The sequence below is a fragment of the Brevundimonas staleyi genome (assembly GCF_041893865.1).
GTDB classification, from domain to species: domain Bacteria; phylum Pseudomonadota; class Alphaproteobacteria; order Caulobacterales; family Caulobacteraceae; genus Brevundimonas; species Brevundimonas staleyi.
This window is the reverse complement of record NZ_CP169082.1, coordinates 2300936-2319888: the sequence shown is the minus strand read 5'-3', so window position 1 is coordinate 2319888 and position 18953 is coordinate 2300936. Positions and strand designations below refer to the sequence as shown.

17 protein-coding genes are annotated in these 18953 nt (G+C 66.2%); 11 read left to right on the top strand and 6 right to left on the bottom strand.

Annotation, left to right across the window (positions count from 1 at the left end; all coding sequences use genetic code 11):
- The first annotated feature begins 40 nt into the window (after positions 1-40).
- Entirely contained in the window at positions 41-1336 is a 1296-nt protein-coding gene (locus ACETK8_RS11765) for an MFS transporter (protein ID WP_374036118.1), read from the top strand.
- On the opposite strand, the gene ACETK8_RS11760 is transcribed toward ACETK8_RS11765, so the two are convergent.
- Genes ACETK8_RS11760 through ACETK8_RS11750 form a run of 3 tightly spaced genes read right to left on the bottom strand, consistent with a single transcriptional unit; the run spans position 1333 to position 4465 of the window.
- On the bottom strand, positions 1333-2130 hold the full coding sequence (locus tag ACETK8_RS11760; RefSeq protein WP_374036117.1) for a TrmH family RNA methyltransferase: 798 nt from the start codon (positions 2128-2130) through the stop codon (positions 1333-1335). The genes ACETK8_RS11765 and ACETK8_RS11760 overlap by 4 nt on opposite strands.
- Complete coding sequence (locus ACETK8_RS11755) at positions 2127-3032, bottom strand: class I SAM-dependent methyltransferase (protein ID WP_374036116.1); 906 nt, start codon at positions 3030-3032, stop codon at positions 2127-2129. Before ACETK8_RS11755 ends, ACETK8_RS11760 begins: the two co-directional genes overlap by 4 nt.
- 17 nt (positions 3033-3049) lie before the next feature.
- On the bottom strand, positions 3050-4465 hold the full coding sequence (locus ACETK8_RS11750; protein WP_374036115.1) for a glycosyltransferase family 2 protein: 1416 nt from the start codon (positions 4463-4465) through the stop codon (positions 3050-3052).
- A gap of 121 nt (positions 4466-4586) precedes the next feature.
- On the opposite strand from ACETK8_RS11750, the gene ACETK8_RS11745 reads away from it, so the two are divergent.
- The gene (locus tag ACETK8_RS11745) at positions 4587-5222 is read left to right on the top strand and encodes a TetR/AcrR family transcriptional regulator (protein WP_374036114.1); all 636 of its coding nucleotides are present in this window, start codon (positions 4587-4589) and stop codon (positions 5220-5222) included.
- Between the two features lie 7 nt (positions 5223-5229).
- Here the strand turns inward: ACETK8_RS11745 and ACETK8_RS11740 are convergent, their stop codons facing one another.
- Positions 5230-7287, bottom strand: a complete 2058-nt coding sequence (locus ACETK8_RS11740) for a transglycosylase SLT domain-containing protein (RefSeq protein WP_374036113.1) — start codon at positions 7285-7287, stop codon at positions 5230-5232.
- Between the two features lie 114 nt (positions 7288-7401).
- On the opposite strand from ACETK8_RS11740, the gene dapA reads away from it, so the two are divergent.
- Both dapA and smpB read left to right on the top strand, forming a co-directional pair.
- Complete coding sequence (gene dapA, locus ACETK8_RS11735; RefSeq protein WP_374036112.1) at positions 7402-8292, top strand: 4-hydroxy-tetrahydrodipicolinate synthase; 891 nt, start codon at positions 7402-7404, stop codon at positions 8290-8292.
- On the top strand, positions 8293-8796 hold the full coding sequence (gene smpB, locus ACETK8_RS11730) for an SsrA-binding protein SmpB (RefSeq protein WP_374036111.1): 504 nt from the start codon (positions 8293-8295) through the stop codon (positions 8794-8796).
- A 3-nt stretch (positions 8797-8799) separates the two neighbouring features.
- Here the strand turns inward: smpB and ACETK8_RS11725 are convergent, their stop codons facing one another.
- Together ACETK8_RS11725 and ACETK8_RS11720 are read right to left on the bottom strand one after the other, a co-directional pair.
- Positions 8800-9003 (bottom strand): hypothetical protein, encoded by a 204-nt coding sequence (locus ACETK8_RS11725; protein ID WP_374036110.1) that lies wholly within the window; start codon positions 9001-9003, stop codon positions 8800-8802.
- Positions 9004-9111: 108 nt separating this feature from the next.
- Entirely contained in the window at positions 9112-9678 is a 567-nt protein-coding gene (locus tag ACETK8_RS11720; protein ID WP_374036109.1) for an NYN domain-containing protein, read from the bottom strand.
- Positions 9679-9697: 19 nt separating this feature from the next.
- Here ACETK8_RS11720 and folK point away from each other — a divergent pair, with 19 nt between their 5' ends.
- The 7 genes from folK (at position 9698) to dnaE (ending at position 18947) form a co-directional block, all read left to right on the top strand.
- Positions 9698-10246 carry a 2-amino-4-hydroxy-6-hydroxymethyldihydropteridine diphosphokinase gene (folK, locus tag ACETK8_RS11715; protein ID WP_374039395.1) on the top strand — a complete coding sequence of 183 codons (549 nt, stop codon included), beginning with the start codon at positions 9698-9700 and terminating at the stop codon, positions 10244-10246.
- Between the two features lie 47 nt (positions 10247-10293).
- The gene (locus ACETK8_RS11710; RefSeq protein ID WP_374036108.1) at positions 10294-10710 is read left to right on the top strand and encodes a cupin domain-containing protein; all 417 of its coding nucleotides are present in this window, start codon (positions 10294-10296) and stop codon (positions 10708-10710) included.
- Positions 10711-10821: 111 nt separating this feature from the next.
- Positions 10822-11181, top strand: a complete 360-nt coding sequence (gene rpoZ / locus ACETK8_RS11705) for a DNA-directed RNA polymerase subunit omega (RefSeq protein ID WP_374036107.1) — start codon at positions 10822-10824, stop codon at positions 11179-11181.
- Positions 11182-11402: 221 nt separating this feature from the next.
- Entirely contained in the window at positions 11403-13469 is a 2067-nt protein-coding gene (locus ACETK8_RS11700; RefSeq protein ID WP_374036106.1) for a RelA/SpoT family protein, read from the top strand.
- A 42-nt stretch (positions 13470-13511) separates the two neighbouring features.
- Positions 13512-14702 carry a DUF262 domain-containing protein gene (locus ACETK8_RS11695; protein ID WP_374036105.1) on the top strand — a complete coding sequence of 397 codons (1191 nt, stop codon included), beginning with the start codon at positions 13512-13514 and terminating at the stop codon, positions 14700-14702.
- The gene (locus ACETK8_RS11690) at positions 14703-15308 is read left to right on the top strand and encodes a hypothetical protein (RefSeq protein WP_374036104.1); all 606 of its coding nucleotides are present in this window, start codon (positions 14703-14705) and stop codon (positions 15306-15308) included.
- Positions 15309-15494: 186 nt separating this feature from the next.
- A complete protein-coding gene (dnaE, locus tag ACETK8_RS11685; RefSeq protein WP_374039394.1) occupies positions 15495-18947 on the top strand; it encodes a DNA polymerase III subunit alpha in 3453 nt (1150 codons plus the stop codon).
- Positions 18948-18953: the final 6 nt, after the last annotated feature.

Sequence of the window (18953 nt, the reverse complement as noted above, 5' to 3'; positions counted from 1 at the left end):
GTCGCGGTCGCATCGATGGCGCAACGATAGGGGAACGCCGTTGACCGAAGCCGCTGAGACGCCTGCGCCGACCTCGAACCGACGCGTGCTGTTCGCCAGTCTGATCGGCACGACGATCGAGTTCTTCGACTTCTACATCTACGCCACGGCGGCGGTGCTGGTGTTCCCGCAACTGTTCTTCCCCGGGCATGACCCGGCGGCGGCGCAGCTGAGCTCCTTCGTGACATTCGCCATCGCCTTCTTCGCCCGGCCCGTGGGCGCGGTCGTGTTCGGCCATTTCGGAGACCGGATCGGGCGGAAGGCGACGCTGGTGGCGGCCCTGATGACCATGGGGCTGTCGACCATCGCGATCGGCCTGTTGCCGACCCATGCCCAGGCGGGCGTGCTGGCACCCCTGTTGTTGGCGCTCTGCCGGTTCGGACAGGGGTTCGGTCTGGGCGGCGAGTGGGGCGGGGCGGTGCTGCTGGCGACCGAGAACGCGCCGCCGGGGCGGAAGGCCTGGTTCGGCATGTTCCCGCAGCTGGGCGCGCCGATCGGTTTCCTGCTGTCGACCGGCTCCTTCATCCTGCTGACCAGCTTCATGGCGGAAAACGACTTCCTGAGCTGGGGCTGGCGGATCCCGTTCCTGGCCAGTGCGATCCTCGTGTTCGTGGGCCTGTGGGTGCGGCTGAAGATCCACGAGACGCCGGAGTTCCAGAAGGTGGTCGACAAGGCGGAGCGGGTGAAGGCCCCGGCCCTGACCCTGTTCGCCCGCTACAAGGGGGCGCTGGTGCTGGGCGCCGTGGGCGGGATGACGACCTTCGTCATCTTCTATCTGCTGACCGTTTGGGGCCTGTCGTGGGCGACGACGGAGCTGGGGCTGGCGCGGGCGGACATCCTGCCGATCCAGATGGTTGGAGTGCTGTTCTTCGGCGCGATGATCCCGGTCGCGGCCCTGGCCGCCGACAAGTGGGGGCAGTTGAGGATTCTGATGCTGGCCTCGATCGGCATCGGCCTGTTCGGCTTCGCCATCGGGCCGCTGTTCGAGGCCGGGCTGACGGGGCTGCTGTTCTTCTTCGCCATCGGCTTCGCCCTGATGGGTTGCACCTATGGACCGTTGAGCGCGGCCATGGCGCGGCCCTTCCCGGCGGCGGTTCGCTACACCGGAGCGTCGATGGCGTTCAACGTGGCGGGCATTCTGGGCGCGTCGCTGGCGCCCTATGTGGCGACCAAGCTGGGCAAGACCTATGGGCTCGGCGCTGTCGGCCTGTATCTGACCGGGGCCGCGCTTCTGACCACGCTCGCGCTCTGGGCCATGACGCGGCTGAAGAACGAGGAAGGCGAGGGCGCGACCTAGAGGTCGTCGGTCACCGCATAGACCATGACGCCGGTGGCGATGGCGAGGTTCAGGCTGTCGGCCCGGCCGCGCATGGGGATCTTGACGTTGACGTCGCAGGCGGCGGCCAGGGCGTCGGTCAGGCCGGCCTGTTCGTTGCCCATCAGGATCAGGCTGGGCCTGGCGTAGTCGGCGCGGCGATGATCGACGGTGGCGTCCAGACGGGTGCCGACGACGCTGCCGGGCCAGGTCTCGCGCCAGGCCAGGAACTCGGCGGGGGTGCAGCGGGCGATGGCGACGGCGAAGACCGAGCCCATGGTGGCGCGCACGGCCTCGACCGAGAAGGGATCGACGCAGTCGCCGATCAGGATGACCCCGCCGCACCCGGCCGCATCCGCCGTGCGGATGATGGTGCCGAGGTTGCCGGGATCGCGGACCTGTTCCAGGGCGACCCAGGCCGGGGCGCTCTCGGGCTTGATGGCCTGGAGCGGCGTATAGGCCTGTTCGAAGACGCCCAGCACCGTCTGAGGGTTCTCGCGACGGCTGATCTTCTCGAGGATCGGGTGGGTGACGACGACGATCTCGCCGCCGGCCTTCAGGGTCTCGGCCTTGGCGCGGTCCAGAAGCGGATGGGGGCGGGCCTCCATGCCGACGAGGAGCATCTTCGGCGCGCGGCCCTGATCCAGCGCTTCGCCGATGAACTTCAGACCCTCGGCGAGGAATTCGCCCGTGATTTCGCGTTCCTTGCGCATATTGAGGGCGCGGACGGCCTTGACCGTGTCGTTGGTCAGGGAGGTGATGACGCGTTCGCTCATCGGGCCGACCACCGGGCGAAGAAGCTGAGGCCGATGGCGCGGGCGTCCGGACCATCCTCGGACAGGGCCAGTTCGCCCCAGTCGATGCGGCCGCCACGGTCTGCCGTCGCCTCGCGCATCTGGTGGGCCAGGGACAGGCCGGAGATGCGGGCGGCGTAGGCGTTCAGCAGAAGGAAGTCGGCGTCGTCCGCCAGAAGGGCGGCGCAGTCGGCGAGCAGGCCCGGCATGTCCTCGAACAGGCGCCAGACCTCGCCGGTTGGGCCCCGGCCGTACTTGGGCGGATCGAGGATGATGCCGTGGTATTTCGAGCCGCGACGGACCTCGCGGGCGACGTATTTGCGGGCGTCCTCGACGATCCAGCGGATCGGCAGGTCGCTCATGCCGGACAGTTCGGCGTTCTCGCGGGCGTAGGCGACCGACTTCTTGGAGGCGTCGACGTGGGTGACCTCGGCGCCTGCGGCGGCGGCGGCCAGGGATGCGACGCCGGTGTAGCCGAAGAGGTTCAGGACCTTGGGCTTCTGGAGCGTGCGGATGCGCGCATCGAGCCAGTCCCAATTGGCGGCCTGTTCCGGGAAGAAGGCAAGGTGGCGGAAGGGGGTGAAGCGGCCGATGAATTTCACGTCGCGCCAGGCGAGCGGGAAGGCGTCGATCGCGCCGTGCCTGTCGAAGCGCCAGCGGCCGGCGTCTTCGTCGTCTTTTTCCTGTTGGGGGTCGAAGGTGGCGGTGGCGTCGGCGAAGGCGGCCGGGTCGCGCGGCTTCCAGAAGCACTGGGGCTCGGGCCGGACGACGGTATAGGGGCCGTAGCGTTCCAGCTTTCTGCCGTCGCCGCTGTCCAAGAGGGCGTAGTCGGACCAGCCCCGGGTGACGAGGGTTTCGGGCGTGGAAGAGAGAACGGGCGGCATCGGCTGGCCTTAGTCTCTCAGGCGGCCTCGCGTCCAGCGTCGACCTCGGCCAAGGCGGCGACCTCGATGGCCGGATCGCGGCGATGGCGGGTCTTATCCCATGTGAAGGGCTGGGCCACCAGCCGCCAAAGGGCGTGGAAGAAGGCCAGTGTCAGAAGAGACCAATAGGCGGGGGCCATGAGCATGTCTCGCGCCTGATAGGGCACGCCGGCGCGGTAGGCCCCGATGGCGCCGTTGATCCAGGCCGCGATCAGGCCGCCGCCGAGCACGGCGAAGGCGAAGACCTGGGAGTCCGGCGTCATCCCCGCCGCGACGCAGATGCCGACGGTCGCGACGACCCAGGCCAGGGACAGGGCGTGGGCCGAGGCGGCGGCCAGCGACATGCCCAGCGTCATGACCAGGGCGAGGACGCCCCGCCAGCCCAGACCGGATAGGGTTCGGGTATGGACGCCCCAGGTCTGCATGAAGCCCTTGAGCCAGCGGGTCCTCTGCGGGAGCCAGTCGATCATGTCGCCGGGCGGGGTCTCCCAGGTCGGACGGCGCAGGGTTCCGAGGCGGTAGCCGCAGCGCCAGAGACGAAAGCCCAGGTCGGCGTCCTCGGTCACGTTGTGGGCGTCCCAGCCGCCGACGGCGCGCAGGGCCTCGACCCGGAAATGGTTGCTGGTGCCGCCGAGCGGGAAGGGCAGGCCGAGGCGGGCCATGGCCGGAAGGGTGACCTCGAACAGGGCGGCGTATTCGACGGCGAACTGGCGATCCAGGAAGGGGCTGCCGGACGGATCCGGCGGACGGATGCGCAGGGGCGCCTGGAGGGTGGCGAGGCGGCCGGTCGGGTCGGCGGCGAAGCGAGCCGCGGCCTCCCGGAGCTGAAGCGGGTCGGGGTCGTCCTCGGCGTCGTAGACGGTGAGAAGGGCGCCTGAAGCGGCGGCGAGACCGGCGTTGAGCGCGGACGGCTTGGTGCGCGGGCCGCCGGGCGGAACGACGAGCACCGTCAGCCAGGACGGGAGGGGATAGTCGGTGGCGGCCGTTCGCGTGGCCGTGTCGTGCGCCTCCAGCAGAAGAAAGCCTTCCAGCCGGTCGCGCGGGTAGTCGATGGCGTCGAGCCGGGCGACGAGCTGGGGCAGAATCTCCGCCTCGTCCAGCAGGGCGGCCATGACGGTGTAGCGGGGCAGGACGGGGGCCGGCGGGGGATCGGGCGCGATGCGGCGGCTCATCAGCACGAGGACGGCCCGCCAGGCGGCGGCGAGGGTGAACAGGAGCTGGATCGTCAGGATCAGGGCGGCGCCTGTGGCCGCGGGCGCGACCGACGCCGACCCGGCCAGGAGGCCCGCCCCGAAGACGACGACGAGCGTCTGGCCGACGCCGGGCATGCGTCGGTCGGCCCTGTGCGGGTAGGTATCGACCTGACCGTGTGCATCGCCCCCGATACGCGTCATGGTTACCGACCTAGCCTGAGGTTGTGTCTCGGGCAAGCGGTTGGCGTCGTCCGGGCAATGCGGCTATTCAGGGTCGAGGCGGACCCCGTTGGTGCGCCGGATCGCCTTCAGGGAGCTCAGCGTGTCGGCTGAATCCGTAACGTCCTCAACACGTTCGACCCGCAAGCCGAAGGGGGAAGGTCACGCGCGTCGCGCGGAGATTCTGGCGGCCGCCGAGCGGATCTTCGTCGAGGTCGGATACGAGGGCGCGACGATCCGCAAGATCGCGGACGAGGTCGGGCTGTCGTCCACGGCCCTCTACATGCACTTCTCCGAGAAGAGTGAAATCCTGCACGAAATCTGCCGGCTGGCGTTCGCGCGCTTGCAGGCCGCCAATGCGGTGGTGGTCGCCGAGGGCGGCCCGCCGGAGGTGGTGCTGAGGAAGCTGATGGAGGCCTATGTCGACTTCGGCTTCGAGAACCCCAACGCCTATCGCCTGACCTATCTGACCCGACCAGTTGAGGCGCGGGACGGCGCCCAGAGCGCGGCCCAGATGCTGGGCGGCGAGCTGTTCAAGGCGTTCGAGGCCATCGTGGAACAGGCCGCCGCCGCCGGTCGGCTGCGCGGCGACGCCAAGGCCTCGGCGCAGACGCTTTGGGCCGGGTCGCACGGCATCGTGTCCCTGGTGATCACCAAGCCCTATTTCGACTGGGTCGATCACAAGACCCTGACGGCGACCATGCTGGACGCCCTGTTCATCGGCCTGCTGAAGCCCTGATCGTCGATCAGGGCTGGTAGGGCTGGGGCCCGCCGGCGCCCCGCGCGATGTCCGACGAGGTGGTCAGGGGCGCCGAGCCGTTGTTCAGCCGGGCCTTGTAGACCGCCATGTTCTCCATCACCCGCATCATGTAGTTGCGCGTCTCGGTGAAGGGGGCGCACTCGATGAAGTCGACCGGATCGACTCCGCCGCCCGCGACGCCGCCGCGCGGATCGCCGCAACGGGCCACCCACTGAGGCGGACGGGCCGGACCGGCGTTGTAGCCGACGGTGGTCAAGAGCATGGAGCCCCGGAACTGGCTCATCAGCTCGCCCAGGTGATAGCTGCCCAGGGTCATGTTGTAGTCCGGGTCCCACAGGCGTTCGGCCGAGTAGGACATGCCCAGACGACGCGCGACGCCCGAGGCGGTGGCGGGCAGGAACTGCATCATGCCGCGCGCGTCGGCGTGGGACCGGGCGCGAGGGTCGAAGCTGGATTCCTGACGCGTGATGGCCAGGGTGAAGGGCAGGGGGGCGGCGCCGGCCACCTCCGGCGGGATGCGGATGGGATACTGGCGTTCGGGCATCAGGAAGCCACGCTGGCTGGCCGCGCGGCCGACCATCATGGCGCCGAAGCCGTCGCCGTAGCCGCGCGTCATGTCCATCAGGAGGGCCAGGTCGTTGATGCCCGGCAGGGTGTCGTCCAGGTGGTAGGCGAAGACGCGATAGAGGGTCATCTCGCCTGTTTCACCCAGGATGCGCGCGGCGCGGACGACCTCATTGGCCTCGAATGAGGCGACGTCGCCCTGGCCCGGGACGGGTTCGCCCGGCAGGGTCAGGGTTGTGATCCCGGCCTTCTCGGCGGCCAACTGGCCGTAGAAGGTCTGGATGTGGCGGGCGCCGCCCTGGTAGAAATTCTGGGCGGCGGCGCGGTCGCCGCGCGCCTCGGCAGCGCGACCCAGCCAGTAGAGGGCGCGGCCTTGGGTGATCGGGGTCGAGGAGGACTGGCGCAGGATCTCGAAATGTTGGGCCGCGCGGGCGGGATCGCCCAGCTTGGTCAGGGCGACCCAGCCGGCGAAGAACTCGGCATCGACCTTGCGCTCGCCGGACGGGAAGCCGTGGCCGGCCATGGCGTCATAGGCGGCCCGCCAGTTGCGGCGCTCGAGCGCGTCGAGGAAATAGTTGCGGCGCTCCGACCACAGGGTGTTCTGGCCGTCCGAGTGCAGGGGGGCGGCGGGCAGGGCGGCGAGGAGGGCGAAGCCTTCCGACTGGCGGTTCGACGAGCGCAGGATGCGGACGCGCTCCAGCACGACGTTCGGGTCCATCGCCTGGGAGGCCGACAGGGAGGCGACGACCGCATCGGGGGAATAGGCGCTGCGAAGCGTCATCACGGCGTTGGCGATGGTCCGGCGCTCGGGCGAGGCCAGGTTCAACATGGCGCGGGTGGCCGGGCCGTGCGGTCCCGACAGAAGCATGTTCAGGCGCGCATCGTGGTCGCGCTGGGTCAGGCTGGAGCCCCAGCGATTCAGGATGCGGGTCTGGTTGGCCTCGTCGAAGGACTGGGTCTGCCACCACTCCTGAATCAGAAGGCGGGCTTCGTCGGAGCGGCCACGCTGTTCCAGCGCATCGGCCAGGGCCATGGCGCCCTGGACCGTAGTTGGGCGCGAGGAGCCGAAGAAGGCGACGGTCGCGTCGGCGCCCATGCCGGCGCGTTCCAGCGCCTGTTCGCCCGCCGCGATGCGGGCGTCGGCGCGAGGCCAGGCGCGCAGGGACTGAACGTCGTTGACCAGCTCGCTGTAGGACAGCTGGGCGGCCGAGGTGTCGACCAGGGCCCATTCCACCAGCTTGCGGGCGGTCTGATCGCCGATGCGGGAGATGGCGGCGCGCGTGCCGATCACGTCGCGGGCGCGGGCGGCGGCCAGACCCTGGCGGAAGGAGGCGGTGTCGGCGTCGCTGAGGACGCGGGCCTGATAGCCGCCCTGGCTGGACTGACCGGCCACATAGGGGGTCGGCTGGCTGTTCAGATAGGCGGTCTGGGGCACGGGGGCGAGAACGGCCAGAGCGGCCGCGAGGCTGGTCGCGATCATGAAATGTCCTATCCCCATTCATCCCGGTTGCGGGTTGGAGCCCGGCAACCTACCCTCTTGCGTCTCGTTTCAGGCGCCCGTCGCCCATCCCCCTCGCAAGGTATTCTTGTTTCAATGACCGCCCCCTTGTTCAAGGGCGTGATCACCGCCCTGATCACACCTCTTCGTGACGGAAACGTGGACGAAGCCGCGCTGGAACGTCTGGTCGAGCGCCAGATCGCCGCCGGCATTCACGGCGTCGTCGCCGTGGGCACCACCGGAGAAGGCGGCGGACTGACCATCGAGGAGCACGAGCGGGTCACCGCCCTGTGCGTTCGTGTCGCGGCGGGCCGGATCAAGGTCATCGCCGGCGCCGGTTCGCCCGCGACCTATGAGTCGATCTATCTGGCCGCCCACGGCAAGGCCTGCGGCGCCGACGGGGCTTTGGTGGTGACACCCTACTACAACCGGCCCTCGCAGGCGGGTCTGGTCGCCCATTTCGAGGCGGTGGCCGAGGCGGTGCAACTGCCGCAGATCATCTACAACGTGCCCGGCCGGACCGGCGTCGATCTGTCGAACGAGAGCGTCGCGCGACTGGCGAAGCACCCCAACATTGTCGCCATCAAGGATGCGACCGGCGACATGAGTCGGGCCAGCTGGATGCACTCCAACATCGTGTCTCAGGCCGGTCAGTTCGACCTGATCTCGGGCGACGACCACAGCTTCCTCGGCTACATGGCGCACGGCGGCGTGGGCCTGATCTCGGTGACGGCCAATGTGGCGCCGGAAGCCATGGTGGCGCTCTACAACGCGCTCGCCGCCGGTGATTTCGCGACGGCCCGGTCGTGGCAGGATCGTCTGATCGGTCTGCACAAGGCCCTGTTCCTGGATGCCTCTCCGGCGCCGGCGAAGTACGCCCTGGCGAAGCTGGGTCTGTGCACCGAGGAGATGCGCCTGCCGCTGGTTCCGACCTGCGAGGAGGCGAAGCCGGCGATCGACGCGGCGATGGCGGCGGCGGGTCTCTAGATGGCGACCAGCAAGGAAAAGGCCGCCGCGGCCAAATGCGCGCCGATCACCAAGGCCAAGGTCATCGCGGAAAACCGTCGGGCGCGGTTCGACTATTTCCTGGAGGACAATCTCGAGGCCGGGATCATGCTGCTGGGGACCGAGATCAAGGCCCTGCGCATGGGGCGGGCGAACATCGCCGAGAGCTATGCCTCGGTGGAGGGGCGCGAGATCGTGCTGATCAACGCCGACATCCCGCCCTATGCCCAGGCCAACCGCTTCAATCACGAGCCGCGCCGGCCTCGGAAGTTGCTGCTGCACCGGAAGCAGATCGATCGGTTGATCGGGGCGGTCCAGAAGGACGGTCAGACGATCATCCCGATCAAGCTCTATCTGAACGACGACGGCAAGGCGAAGCTCGAGATCGCCCTGGCCAAGGGCAAGAAGTTGCACGACAAGCGCGAGACCTCGGCTGAACGCGACTGGGCGCGGGACAAGGCCCGTCTGCTGCGCGACAAGGGCTGACGATCAGATGGCCGGTCGGGCGTCGATGACGTTCGGAATGGCGACCACGGCGGCCGGGTTAGCGTCGTAGAGACCCAGCGAAGGCGGCGTCATCGACTGGATCACCTGGATCGACAGCGTCAGCACGATCGTGGTGACGATGGCGAGACCGGCGACCATCCGTTCGCCCGTCGTGAACAGCGGGGTCTTCTTCGTTTTCCTGGACATTCAACAGCTCCCTCTGATCCCCAGAACGGAAGCTACGCCGCACCGTTCCGGTCGGACGGGGCGTCAAGCGGACTCGCCGATTCGGTGTGTCCGGCGAACAACAGTCGCCTAATCGAAGGTGCGGACCGTGGGCGAGGCCGCGGGGCTGCGCGTGCGGCCGTAGTCCTGGAGCAGGTCGGCCAGTTCGATGAAGTCGTCGGCCTGACGCCGCAGGTCGTCGGCGATCATCGGCGGCTGGCTTTTCAGCGTCGAGACGACGGTAACGCGGACACCCTTGGCCTGAACCGCCTGGACCAGTCGGCGGAAGTCGCCGTCGCCGGAGAACAGGATGGCGTGGTCGAGGTTGGGGGCCAGTTCCAGCATGTCCACCGCGATCTCGATGTCCATATTGCCCTTGGTGCGGGTGTGGCCCTGGGCGTCTGTGAACCGCTTCACCGGCTTGGTGACGACCGTGAAGCCGTTGTAGCCGAGGAAGTCGATCAGGGGGCGGATGGGAGAGAACTCTTCGCCCTCGGTCACCGCCGTGTAATAGTGGGCGCGAACCAGGACGGCTTTCGCCCGGAAGGCGTCGACCATCTTCTTGAAGTCGAGATCCGCGTTCAGGGCCTTGGTCGCCGAATACAGGTTGGACCCGTCGATGAAGAGGGCCAGGCGCTCGTTCGGATAGAGTCTCATGGAAATCGCGTCCCCGGAAATGGTCCCAGGCCCTGAGACGGTCCGCGTCAATATCGACGAGGACCTGGATCTGGATGCGGCCGTCATCGTCGCCCTGGGCTGCAATGACAAGGGGCTGTGGGCCTCGTGCCGGGAAGCCTTGGAGGCCGCGCTGGCGCGGTTCCGGTGCGAGGGTATCGACATTCTGGCGCGCTCATCCTGGTGGGCGTCCCAGGCCTGGCCCGACCCGACCGATCCGCCGTTCCTGAACGGGGTCGCGATCGTGCGGACCGCCCACGATCCCCATGCGCTGATGGCGACCCTGGGCCGGATCGAGGAGATGTTCGGGCGCCGCCGCTCTACCGCCAATGCGCCCCGGACGCTCGATCTCGACTTGATCGCCTATGGGCGAGAGGAGGGGGATTGCGAGGGGCTGATCCTGCCCCATCCGCGCGCGGCAGACCGGCTGTTCGTCATGGGACCGATCGCGGAGATCGCGCCGGAGTGGCGGCATCCATCCAGTGGGGCGCGGGCCTCGGCCCTGGCCGGGTTCGCGACGGTCGGTCGCGACGCCCATCCCTTGCGCTGAGCCGCTTCGCGTGAGTTGATCCCGGAAATGACACCGGGAGACATTTCATGCTGATCGCCGCCCTGATGGTCGCCGCAATACAGACGACGCCGGCCTCTCCGCCCGCAGGCGTGGGTCTGGTCATCCGCGAGGCGGACACGATGGTGAGACAGGTCCCGCCGCATAACGGCACGGGGATGAGCACCGCATACCGCATCTCCGACGTCGCCCCGAACCGGGCGATGGAGTTCAGGAAGCGGGTCATGCACCCGGGCTCGTCCATCGGTCTGCACGTCATCGCCCACGACGAGGTCTATTACGTCGTCAGCGGCCAGGGCGACGTGATCTCGGACGGGGTGACGACGCGGATGGGACCGGGCGACACGGCCTATCTGTACGACGGCGGCAATGTCGGCATCACCCAGGTCGGGGACGAGGATCTGGTGCTGATCATCGCCTATCCGACGGCGCAGCGGGTGCCCTGAGGGTCCCGCCGCCCCAAAACCGCCGCCCTCCTTGCGTAAGTCTGTGGCGTTGCACAAATAGGCCCTTAGCTGTATTGGGCGCGGTTCTCCCGCCGACCCCGAAGGATTCCCATGGCTCGCGTCACTGTCGAAGACTGCATCGAGAAGGTGCCGAACCGTTTCGGTCTGGTCCTGCTGGCCGGCAACCGCGCCCGCGCCATCGCCAACGGCGCTCCGCTGACGCTCGATCGCGACAACGACAAGAACCCGGTCGTGGCTCTGCGTGAGATCGCCGAGGACACCGTCGCTCCGGAAGAGCTGAAGGAAACCGTCGTCGTCGCCCTGCAACGCGTCGACGAGCGCACGGAAGCCGAGGACGAGGCCGAAGTCGTCGCTCTGCTGGCCGAGCCGCAACACATGAACATGGCCGAAGCCGAACTGATCCGCGCGCTGCAAAGCGACCGCGACGGCGGCCAGGAGGAACGCTACTGACGGCGGAACCCGCCAACGGTATCACCATCCTCCCGGCGCGGGCCGGTACGACCCCGCCGGCGAACGACATTGCCAATGACACCGCTTCGCCGTCGGCCGCTTCGCAGCAGCCGGCGGCGAAACGCGTTCCGATCCTGCGTCAGTTCGAGCTGATCGAGGCGGTCAAGGCCTATGACCCCGTCGCCGACGAGGCCCTGCTGAACCGGGCCTATGTCTATGCGATGAAGATGCACGGCTCGCAGTTGCGGGCCTCGGGCGACCCCTATTTCGCCCACCCGATCCAGGTCGCGGGCATCCTGACCGACTACAAGCTCGACACCGCCACCATCGTCACGGCCTTGCTGCACGACGTGGTCGAGGACACCTCGGCCACGCGCGACGACATCGCCCGCATGTTCGGCGAGGAGGTCGCGGTTCTGGTCGAGGGCGTGACCAAGTTGAGCCGCCTGGAGCTTCAGGCCGAGCACACGCGCCAGGCCGAGAACCTGCGCAAATTCATCCTGGCCATCAGCCGCGACGTGCGGGTGCTCCTGGTCAAGCTGGCGGACCGTCTGCACAACATGCGGACGCTGAAATACGTCAAGCCGGAGAAGCGCGAGCGTATCTCCAGAGAAACGCTGGAGGTCTATGCGCCGCTGGGCCGGTCGATCGGCATCCACTCCATCGCCTCCGAGCTGGAAGAGCTGGCGTTCGAGCATCTGAACCCCACGGCCCGTACCGCCATCGAGCGGCGTCTGGAGGCGCTGAAGCTTGAGCACGGTCAGGCGACCGAGGTGGTCTCCGCCGAGGTTCAGCAGGTTCTGTCCGAAGCGGGCATCCCGGCGCGGGTCTATGGCCGGCAGAAGACGCCCTATTCGATCTGGCGGAAGTTGCAGCGAAAGTCGGTGGGCTTCTCGTCCCTGTCCGACATCTACGGCTTCCGCGTCCTAGTCGAGGCCGAGGACGACTGTTACCGCGCGCTGGGCGTCATCCACCGCGCCTGGCCCATGGTGCCCGAGCGGTTCAAGGACTTCATCTCCACGCCCAAGTCGAACAACTATCGCTCGCTGCACACGACGGTCGTGGGCTCCGGGGGCCTGCGTCTGGAGATGCAGATCCGCACCGAGGTCATGGATCGGGTGGCCGAGGACGGGGTCGCGGCGCACTGGGCCTACAAGAACCAGTCCTACGGCCTGGACCGCGAGGCGATGGCCAAGGACGGCGGGCGCGACCCCCTGCAGAACCTGCGTCACCTCGTGCAGGTCATCGAGCACGGGGAAGGGGGCGAGGACTGGGTGGAGCACGCCAAGCTCGAGATGTACCTAGATCAGGTTTTCGTCTTCACGCCCAAGGGGGCGTTGATCACCCTGCCGCGCGGCGGGATGGCGCTGGACTTCGCCTATGCGGTCCACACCGAGGTCGGGGACACGGCCGTGGGCGTCAAGATCAACGGCGAGCTGAAGCCGATGCGGACGGCGCTGCAGAACGGCGACGTGGTCGAGATCATTCGCGGCAAGAAGCGCGAGGCCCCGGCGGACTGGCGCAGCCTGACGGTCACCGGCCGGGCGCGCTCGGCCATCCGCCGCCATATCCGCTCGTCGGAGCGGGACGAGTTCCAGAAACTGGGCCGGACGACGCTGGAACAGGCGATGTCGCGGGCAGGCAAGGCCCTGGCCGACGTCAAGCTGAAGCCGGCGCTGGAGACCCTGGCGGTGCCGAACGAAGAGGAGCTGTTCGACGCCATCGGGCGCGGGCGGCTGACGGCCAACAAGGTGGTCGAGACCCTGTTCCCGGCGCTGAAGGGGACGCTGACCTCCTCGACCGACAAGAAGAAGATCGGCGACGCTCAGGCGCGGCTGTTCGTGCGTGGCGGGGGCCTGACGCCCGGCGTCTCGATCCATTTCGGCGCCTGTTGCACGCCCGTGCCGGGCGACCGGATCGTCGGCATCCTGGAGCCCGAAAAGGGGCTGACCGTCCACGTCATCGACTGCCAGAAGCTGGCCGATTTCGCCGACGACGACAGCGTCTGGCAGGACCTGCAATGGACGCCCCAGGCGGAACAGGGCGCCGTCGGCGTCGCCCGCCTGCGCGCCACCATCCAGAACGCGCCGGGCGTGCTCGGTCAGGTCGCCACGGTCATCGGCGAGGCCGGCGGCAACATCATGAACCTGAAGATGGCCCACAGGCAGTCGGACTTCTTCGACGTGGACCTGGACGTCGAGGTCACCGACGCCAAGCACGCGACCAGCCTGATGGCGGCGCTGCGGGCCAATCCGAACGTGGAGAACGTGGAGCGGTCGCGGGGGTAGGGCGCATTTGATGAATCGGTGATGTCCATCATAAAAGGGGGCATGACCGACCCTATCGATTTGGCTGATCTGTTTGATGACAGCGAGACGCTCCCGCTGGACCAGCAGGAAGAAGAAAGCGATCTCCCACGCGATAAGATGGGCGATCCATCTGAGGCGGTGCTTTTCAACACTGACTGGACGGTCTCAACGCTTGTGCAACAGATCGAGCGTGGCAACGTCGAGTTGGACCCTGATTTTCAACGCAGAGCCGCGTGGGATCCTCGTCGACGCAGTCAACTCATAGAGTCTTTGATCATTGGCCTTCCGATCCCCAATGTTGTCTTGGCTGAACATAAGAAGGGTCGAGGACAGTTCATCGTTATCGATGGAAAGCAGAGACTGTCCACCTTGTTCGATTTTGTTTCGAAGGAATCGCCTCGAAATTTCAAGCTTCGAGGCTTAACTATAAGAACAGATCTGAACGGAATGTCGTTTGATGACTTAAAGAAAAAGTCACCCAACGATGCAAATTTCTTCGAGAACGCCCCGATTCGAACTGTTGTCGTCCGCAACTGGCCGAACGAGTATTTCCTTTATGTTATATTCGACCGTCTAAATAGTGGAAGCCTGCCTTTGTCGGCGCAAGAGCTGCGGCGCGCTCTGATTCCAGGTCCGTTCCTCACCTTCGTTGACGACTATCTTGAGGGGAGTGAGATTGCTCGCTCGGCGTTAGGATTTTCGTCTCTAGATCGAAGAATGCGCGATTCAGAACTCGTGCTCAGATTTGTCGCGCTTGAGAAATACTATCCCGACTATGGGGGTGATTTTAAAGCGTTTCTCGATCGACCGGTCGCATATTTTAATGAGGATTGGGAAGGTCGGCGTTCTGAGGCCGAGCAAATCTTCAAGCGGTTGGATCAAGCGCTTTCCGTAGCGCTGGAAGTCTTCGACGGTGAGCCTTTCCGAAAGTGGAATGGTCAAGCATTTGAGCGTCGAATGAATAGAGCGATATTCGATTGCATCACGCGATTTTATGCGGAAGCTTCAATAGCGGACTCAGCTATTGTTCATAAAAAGGAGACGGTGGATCTCCTTAAGAAACTTTTAGATGGCGATAGCGAATTCAAACGCTCGATTGAGCAGACTACGAAAACGCCGCACGCCATGGAAACAAGGCTCTCAGTTTGGGGCGGCGAACTAGCCAAGATCCTGGGTCTGACATACGACGCAACTGTGTTTCGCATCAGATAGATGGCTAGTGTCGAACTAGCAGCTCTTCGGGCGCGTATCTTAGAGTTGGAACGTAAGTTCGTAGGCTTTGATGTGCCTTTAGATAGGGAGCCTAATTCCGATGAGCTCGATAGTATCGCAGCCTTCAAGCTACTAGTTCATGCCGAGATCGAAGGTTTCATTGAAGCCCGCGTACAGTATGCGGTCGATGAGGCGGTTCGACTTTGGAAAGTCGATCAGAAGATAAGTCGAGCTTTGTTATTCATTCTTATGCGTTGGAGTTCCGAAGAGGAGCAAAGCTCTACCCTAGGCATGGACTCAGCTAGATTTACGCAACAGATCGAACGATGCGCTCAACGAGCGAGAAAAGAGGTTGATGAGAACAACGGCATCAAGCTCGATGCGCTGCAAAAATTGGGCTGCAGCGCAGGTTTCCTGATTGATGATCTGCAACCAACCCTGACAGGAGCGGCAAATAGCTACGGTAAGGATAGGGGCGATGTTGCGCACAAGCCCCGAGGGCAAGTGAGGTCCCTCAATGGTCCCCGGGAGGAGGCTGGTGCCGCTCGAGCGCTCGTCGATGAGCTCGAAAGGTTCGATGATCAGCTCATAAACTTTGCGACCTGAATGTTGACGAGAACAAATCCGCAACATAGAACATACCCAGAACGATCCATCTGGGGATAAGCACATGTCCAAGGTCTTCCGCGAAACGCTGTCGCTTGCATCGTGCGGCGGCTTTGTCTGGATGGTGTGGCAGGTCGCCCTGCTGGCGAGATGAGTCGCCTCCGGCCTGTCCTCGAGGATACGGCCATCACCGACACGCCCGCAGAGACCGGTTTCGTCCATCTGAGGGTCCGCTCGGCCTATTCGCTGCTGGAAGGCGCGATCAAGGCGGGCAAGGTCGGGAAGCTGGCGGCCGATGCGGGCATGCCCGCGGTCGCCGTGGCCGACCGGGTCAATCTGTTCGGGGCGCTGGAGTTCTCCGAGGCCTCCAAGGGCGTCGGGGTGCAACCGTTGATCGCCTGTGCGCTGCCGGTCACCGGCATCGGCGGCAAACGGGCCGAACGCTGGTCCAAGATCCCGACCGTCGTCCTGATCTGCCAGAGCGAGACCGGCTGGCGAAACCTCTGCGCCCTGTCGTCCGAAGCCTTCCTTTTGGCCGGGGACGAGGAGCCGAACGTCGCCTGGAGCCGGGTCGCGGAACTGTCCGAGGGGCTGATCCTCTTGTCCGGCGGTCCGGACGGTCCGGTCGATCCCCTGTTCGTGCAGAACAAGCCGGGCGAGGCGGCCGAGGCCCTGGCCGCCATGGCTCAGGTCTTCGGCGACCGCTTCTATGTCGAACTGCAACGCCACGGCCTGCCGGACGAGGCGGCGGCCGAGCGCGGTCTGGTCGAATGGGCCTATGCCCACGACGTCCCCCTGACCGCGACCAACGACGCCTATTACGCCAAGCGGGATCAGGCCAAGTCGCACGACGCCCTGCTGTGCATCGCCGACGGCGCCTTCACCGGTCAGGAAGACCGGCGCCGCATCACCGACCAGCACTACTTCAAGTCCGCGCCCGAGATGCGGACCCTGTTCGCCGACCTGCCCGAGGCCTGCGACACGACCATCGAGATCGCGAAACGCTGCGCCTTCCTGGTCAAGACCCACCCGCCGATCCTGCCGCGCTTCGACACCGGCGACGGCCGCTCCGAGCCCGACGAGCTGATGCACCAGGCCAAGGAGGGCCTGAAGGCGCGACTGAAACAGGTCACGCCCGCCGTGCCGGAGCAGGAATACTGGGACCGGCTGGAGTGGGAGGTCGGGATCATCGTCCAGATGGGCTTCCCCGGCTATTTCCTGATCGTGTCGGACTTCATCAAATGGGCGAAGACCCATTCGATCCCGGTCGGACCGGGGCGGGGGTCGGGCGCCGGGTCGCTGGTCGCCTGGGCCCTGACCATCACCGACCTGGATCCCTTGCGGTTCGGCCTGCTGTTCGAGCGGTTCCTGAACCCCGAACGCGTCTCCATGCCCGACTTCGACATCGACTTCTGCCAGGAGCGGCGGGAAGAGGTGATCACCTATGTGCAGGAGCACTACGGCAAGGACCGGGTCGCCCAGATCATCACCTTCGGCACGCTTCAGGCGCGGGCCGTGCTGCGCGATGTGGGTCGGGTGCTGCAGATGCCGCTGGGTCAGGTCGACCGGCTCTGCAAGATGGTGCCGAACAACCCGGCCAATCCCACGACCCTGGCCCAGGCCATCGATCTGGAGCCGCGCCTGAGGGAGGCGCGCGACGCCGAGAAGTCGGTGGCGAACCTCTTGTCCACGGCGCTGGAGCTTGAAGGCCTCTACCGCAACGCCTCGACCCACGCCGCCGGCATCGTCATCGGCGACCGTCCTTTGGTCGAACTGGTGCCGCTGTATCAGGACCCGCGGTCCACCATCCCGGCCAGCCAGTTCAACATGAAGTGGGTCGAGCCGGCGGGTCTGGTGAAGTTCGACTTCCTGGGCCTGAAGACCCTGACGACGCTGGACCGGGCCTACGGCTATCTGTCCCGGCGGGGTGCGGCGCCGGTCTGGAACCAGCTGCCGCTCGACGACAAGGCGACCTACGAGCTGATGGCGTCCGGCCAGACGGTCGGGGTGTTCCAGTTGGAATCCCAGGGGATGCGCGACACCCTGAGGAAGATGCGCTGCGGCTCCATCGAGGAGATCACCGCCCTGATCTCCCTCTACCGGCCTGGACCGATGGAGATGATCGACACCTATATCGACCGGAAGTTCGGCCGGGCCGAGGTCGACTATCTGCACCCTTCGCTGAAGGAGGTGCTGACCGAGACCTATGGGGTCATCATCTACCAGGAACAGGTGATGAAGATCGCCCAGATCCTGGCCGGCTATTCGCTGGGCGAGGCCGACCTTCTTCGCCGCGCCATGGGCAAGAAGAAGAAGGAGGAGATGGACTTCCAGAAGGCGCGCTTCATCAAGGGCGCGTCCGAGAAGTCGGTTCCGGAACAGCAGTCGGACTCGATCTTCGAACTGGTGGCCAAGTTCGCCGGCTACGGCTTCAACAAGTCCCACGCCGCCGCCTACGCCCTGATTTCGTATCAGACGGGCTGGCTGAAGGCGAACCACCCGGTCGAGTTCTTCGCCGCCTCGATGTCGCTCGATCTGTCGAACACCGACAAGCTGGCGGTCTTCTATCAGGATGCGCGCAAGTTCGAGATCCCGGTCCGGGCGCCGGACGTGAACGAGAGCTCGGCCGACTTCGACGTGCGCTGGGAGGACGGCAAGGGGGCGGTTCTCTATGCCCTGGGCGCCATCCGAAACGTGGGCCTGGAGGCCATGAAGCATCTGGTCGAGGTGCGCGAGACCGGCGGGCGGTTCACCGACATCTTCGACTTCCTGGAGCGGGTCGATCCGCGCGCGGTCAACAAGCGGGCGCTGGAAGGTCTGGCGCGGGCCGGCGCCTTCGACAGCATCCACCCGAACCGGCGCCAGCTGTTCGAACAGGCCGATGTGCTGATGGCCTATTGCCAGAGCGTGGCGGCGGACCGGAACTCCTTGCAGGAATCCCTGTTCGGCGCCGATCAGGCCGGGGCCTCGCGGCCGCGCCTGAAGAATGTCGAGCCCTGGGTCGGGCCGGAACGGCTGGATCAGGAGTTGTCGGCGGTCGGCTTCTACCTGTCCGGCCATCCGCTGGAGGACATGGAGAGCGCGCTGCGTCGCAAGCGCGTGACCTTCGTCGCCGAGGCGGTGCAGCGCGCCGAACAGGGCCACGACGCCTTCATGATGGCGGGCGTCGTGCGCCGTCGTCAGGAACGGGCCAGCGCCAAGTCGGGCGAGAAGTTCGCCTTCGTCACCTTCTCCGACCCGACCGGCGAGTTCGAATGCCTGTTCCCGCCGGAACAGCTTCGGGCCTCGCGCGAGATGCTGGAGGTCGGCGCCCATCTGATGGTCCGGGTGCGGGCCAAGTCCTCGGACGGCGAGGTGCGGTTCTTCGGCGACGGGGTGTCAAAGCTGGATACGCTGGTCGACGACGCCTCGGCGGGCTTGCGGGTCCATGTGTCTGCGCGATCGACCGACGCCTCGGCCCTGCAGGCCCGACTGGAACGAGCGAAAGCGGAAGGCAAGGGAGGCGAGATCACCCTGATCGCCTCGCTGGACGGACGGCGCGAGGTCGAGATGAGATTGCCCGGCCGATACCGGCTGGACGGAGCGCTCAGGGGCGCGTTGAAATCGGCGCCCGGCGTGTTGATGCTGGAAGACGCCTGATCGGGA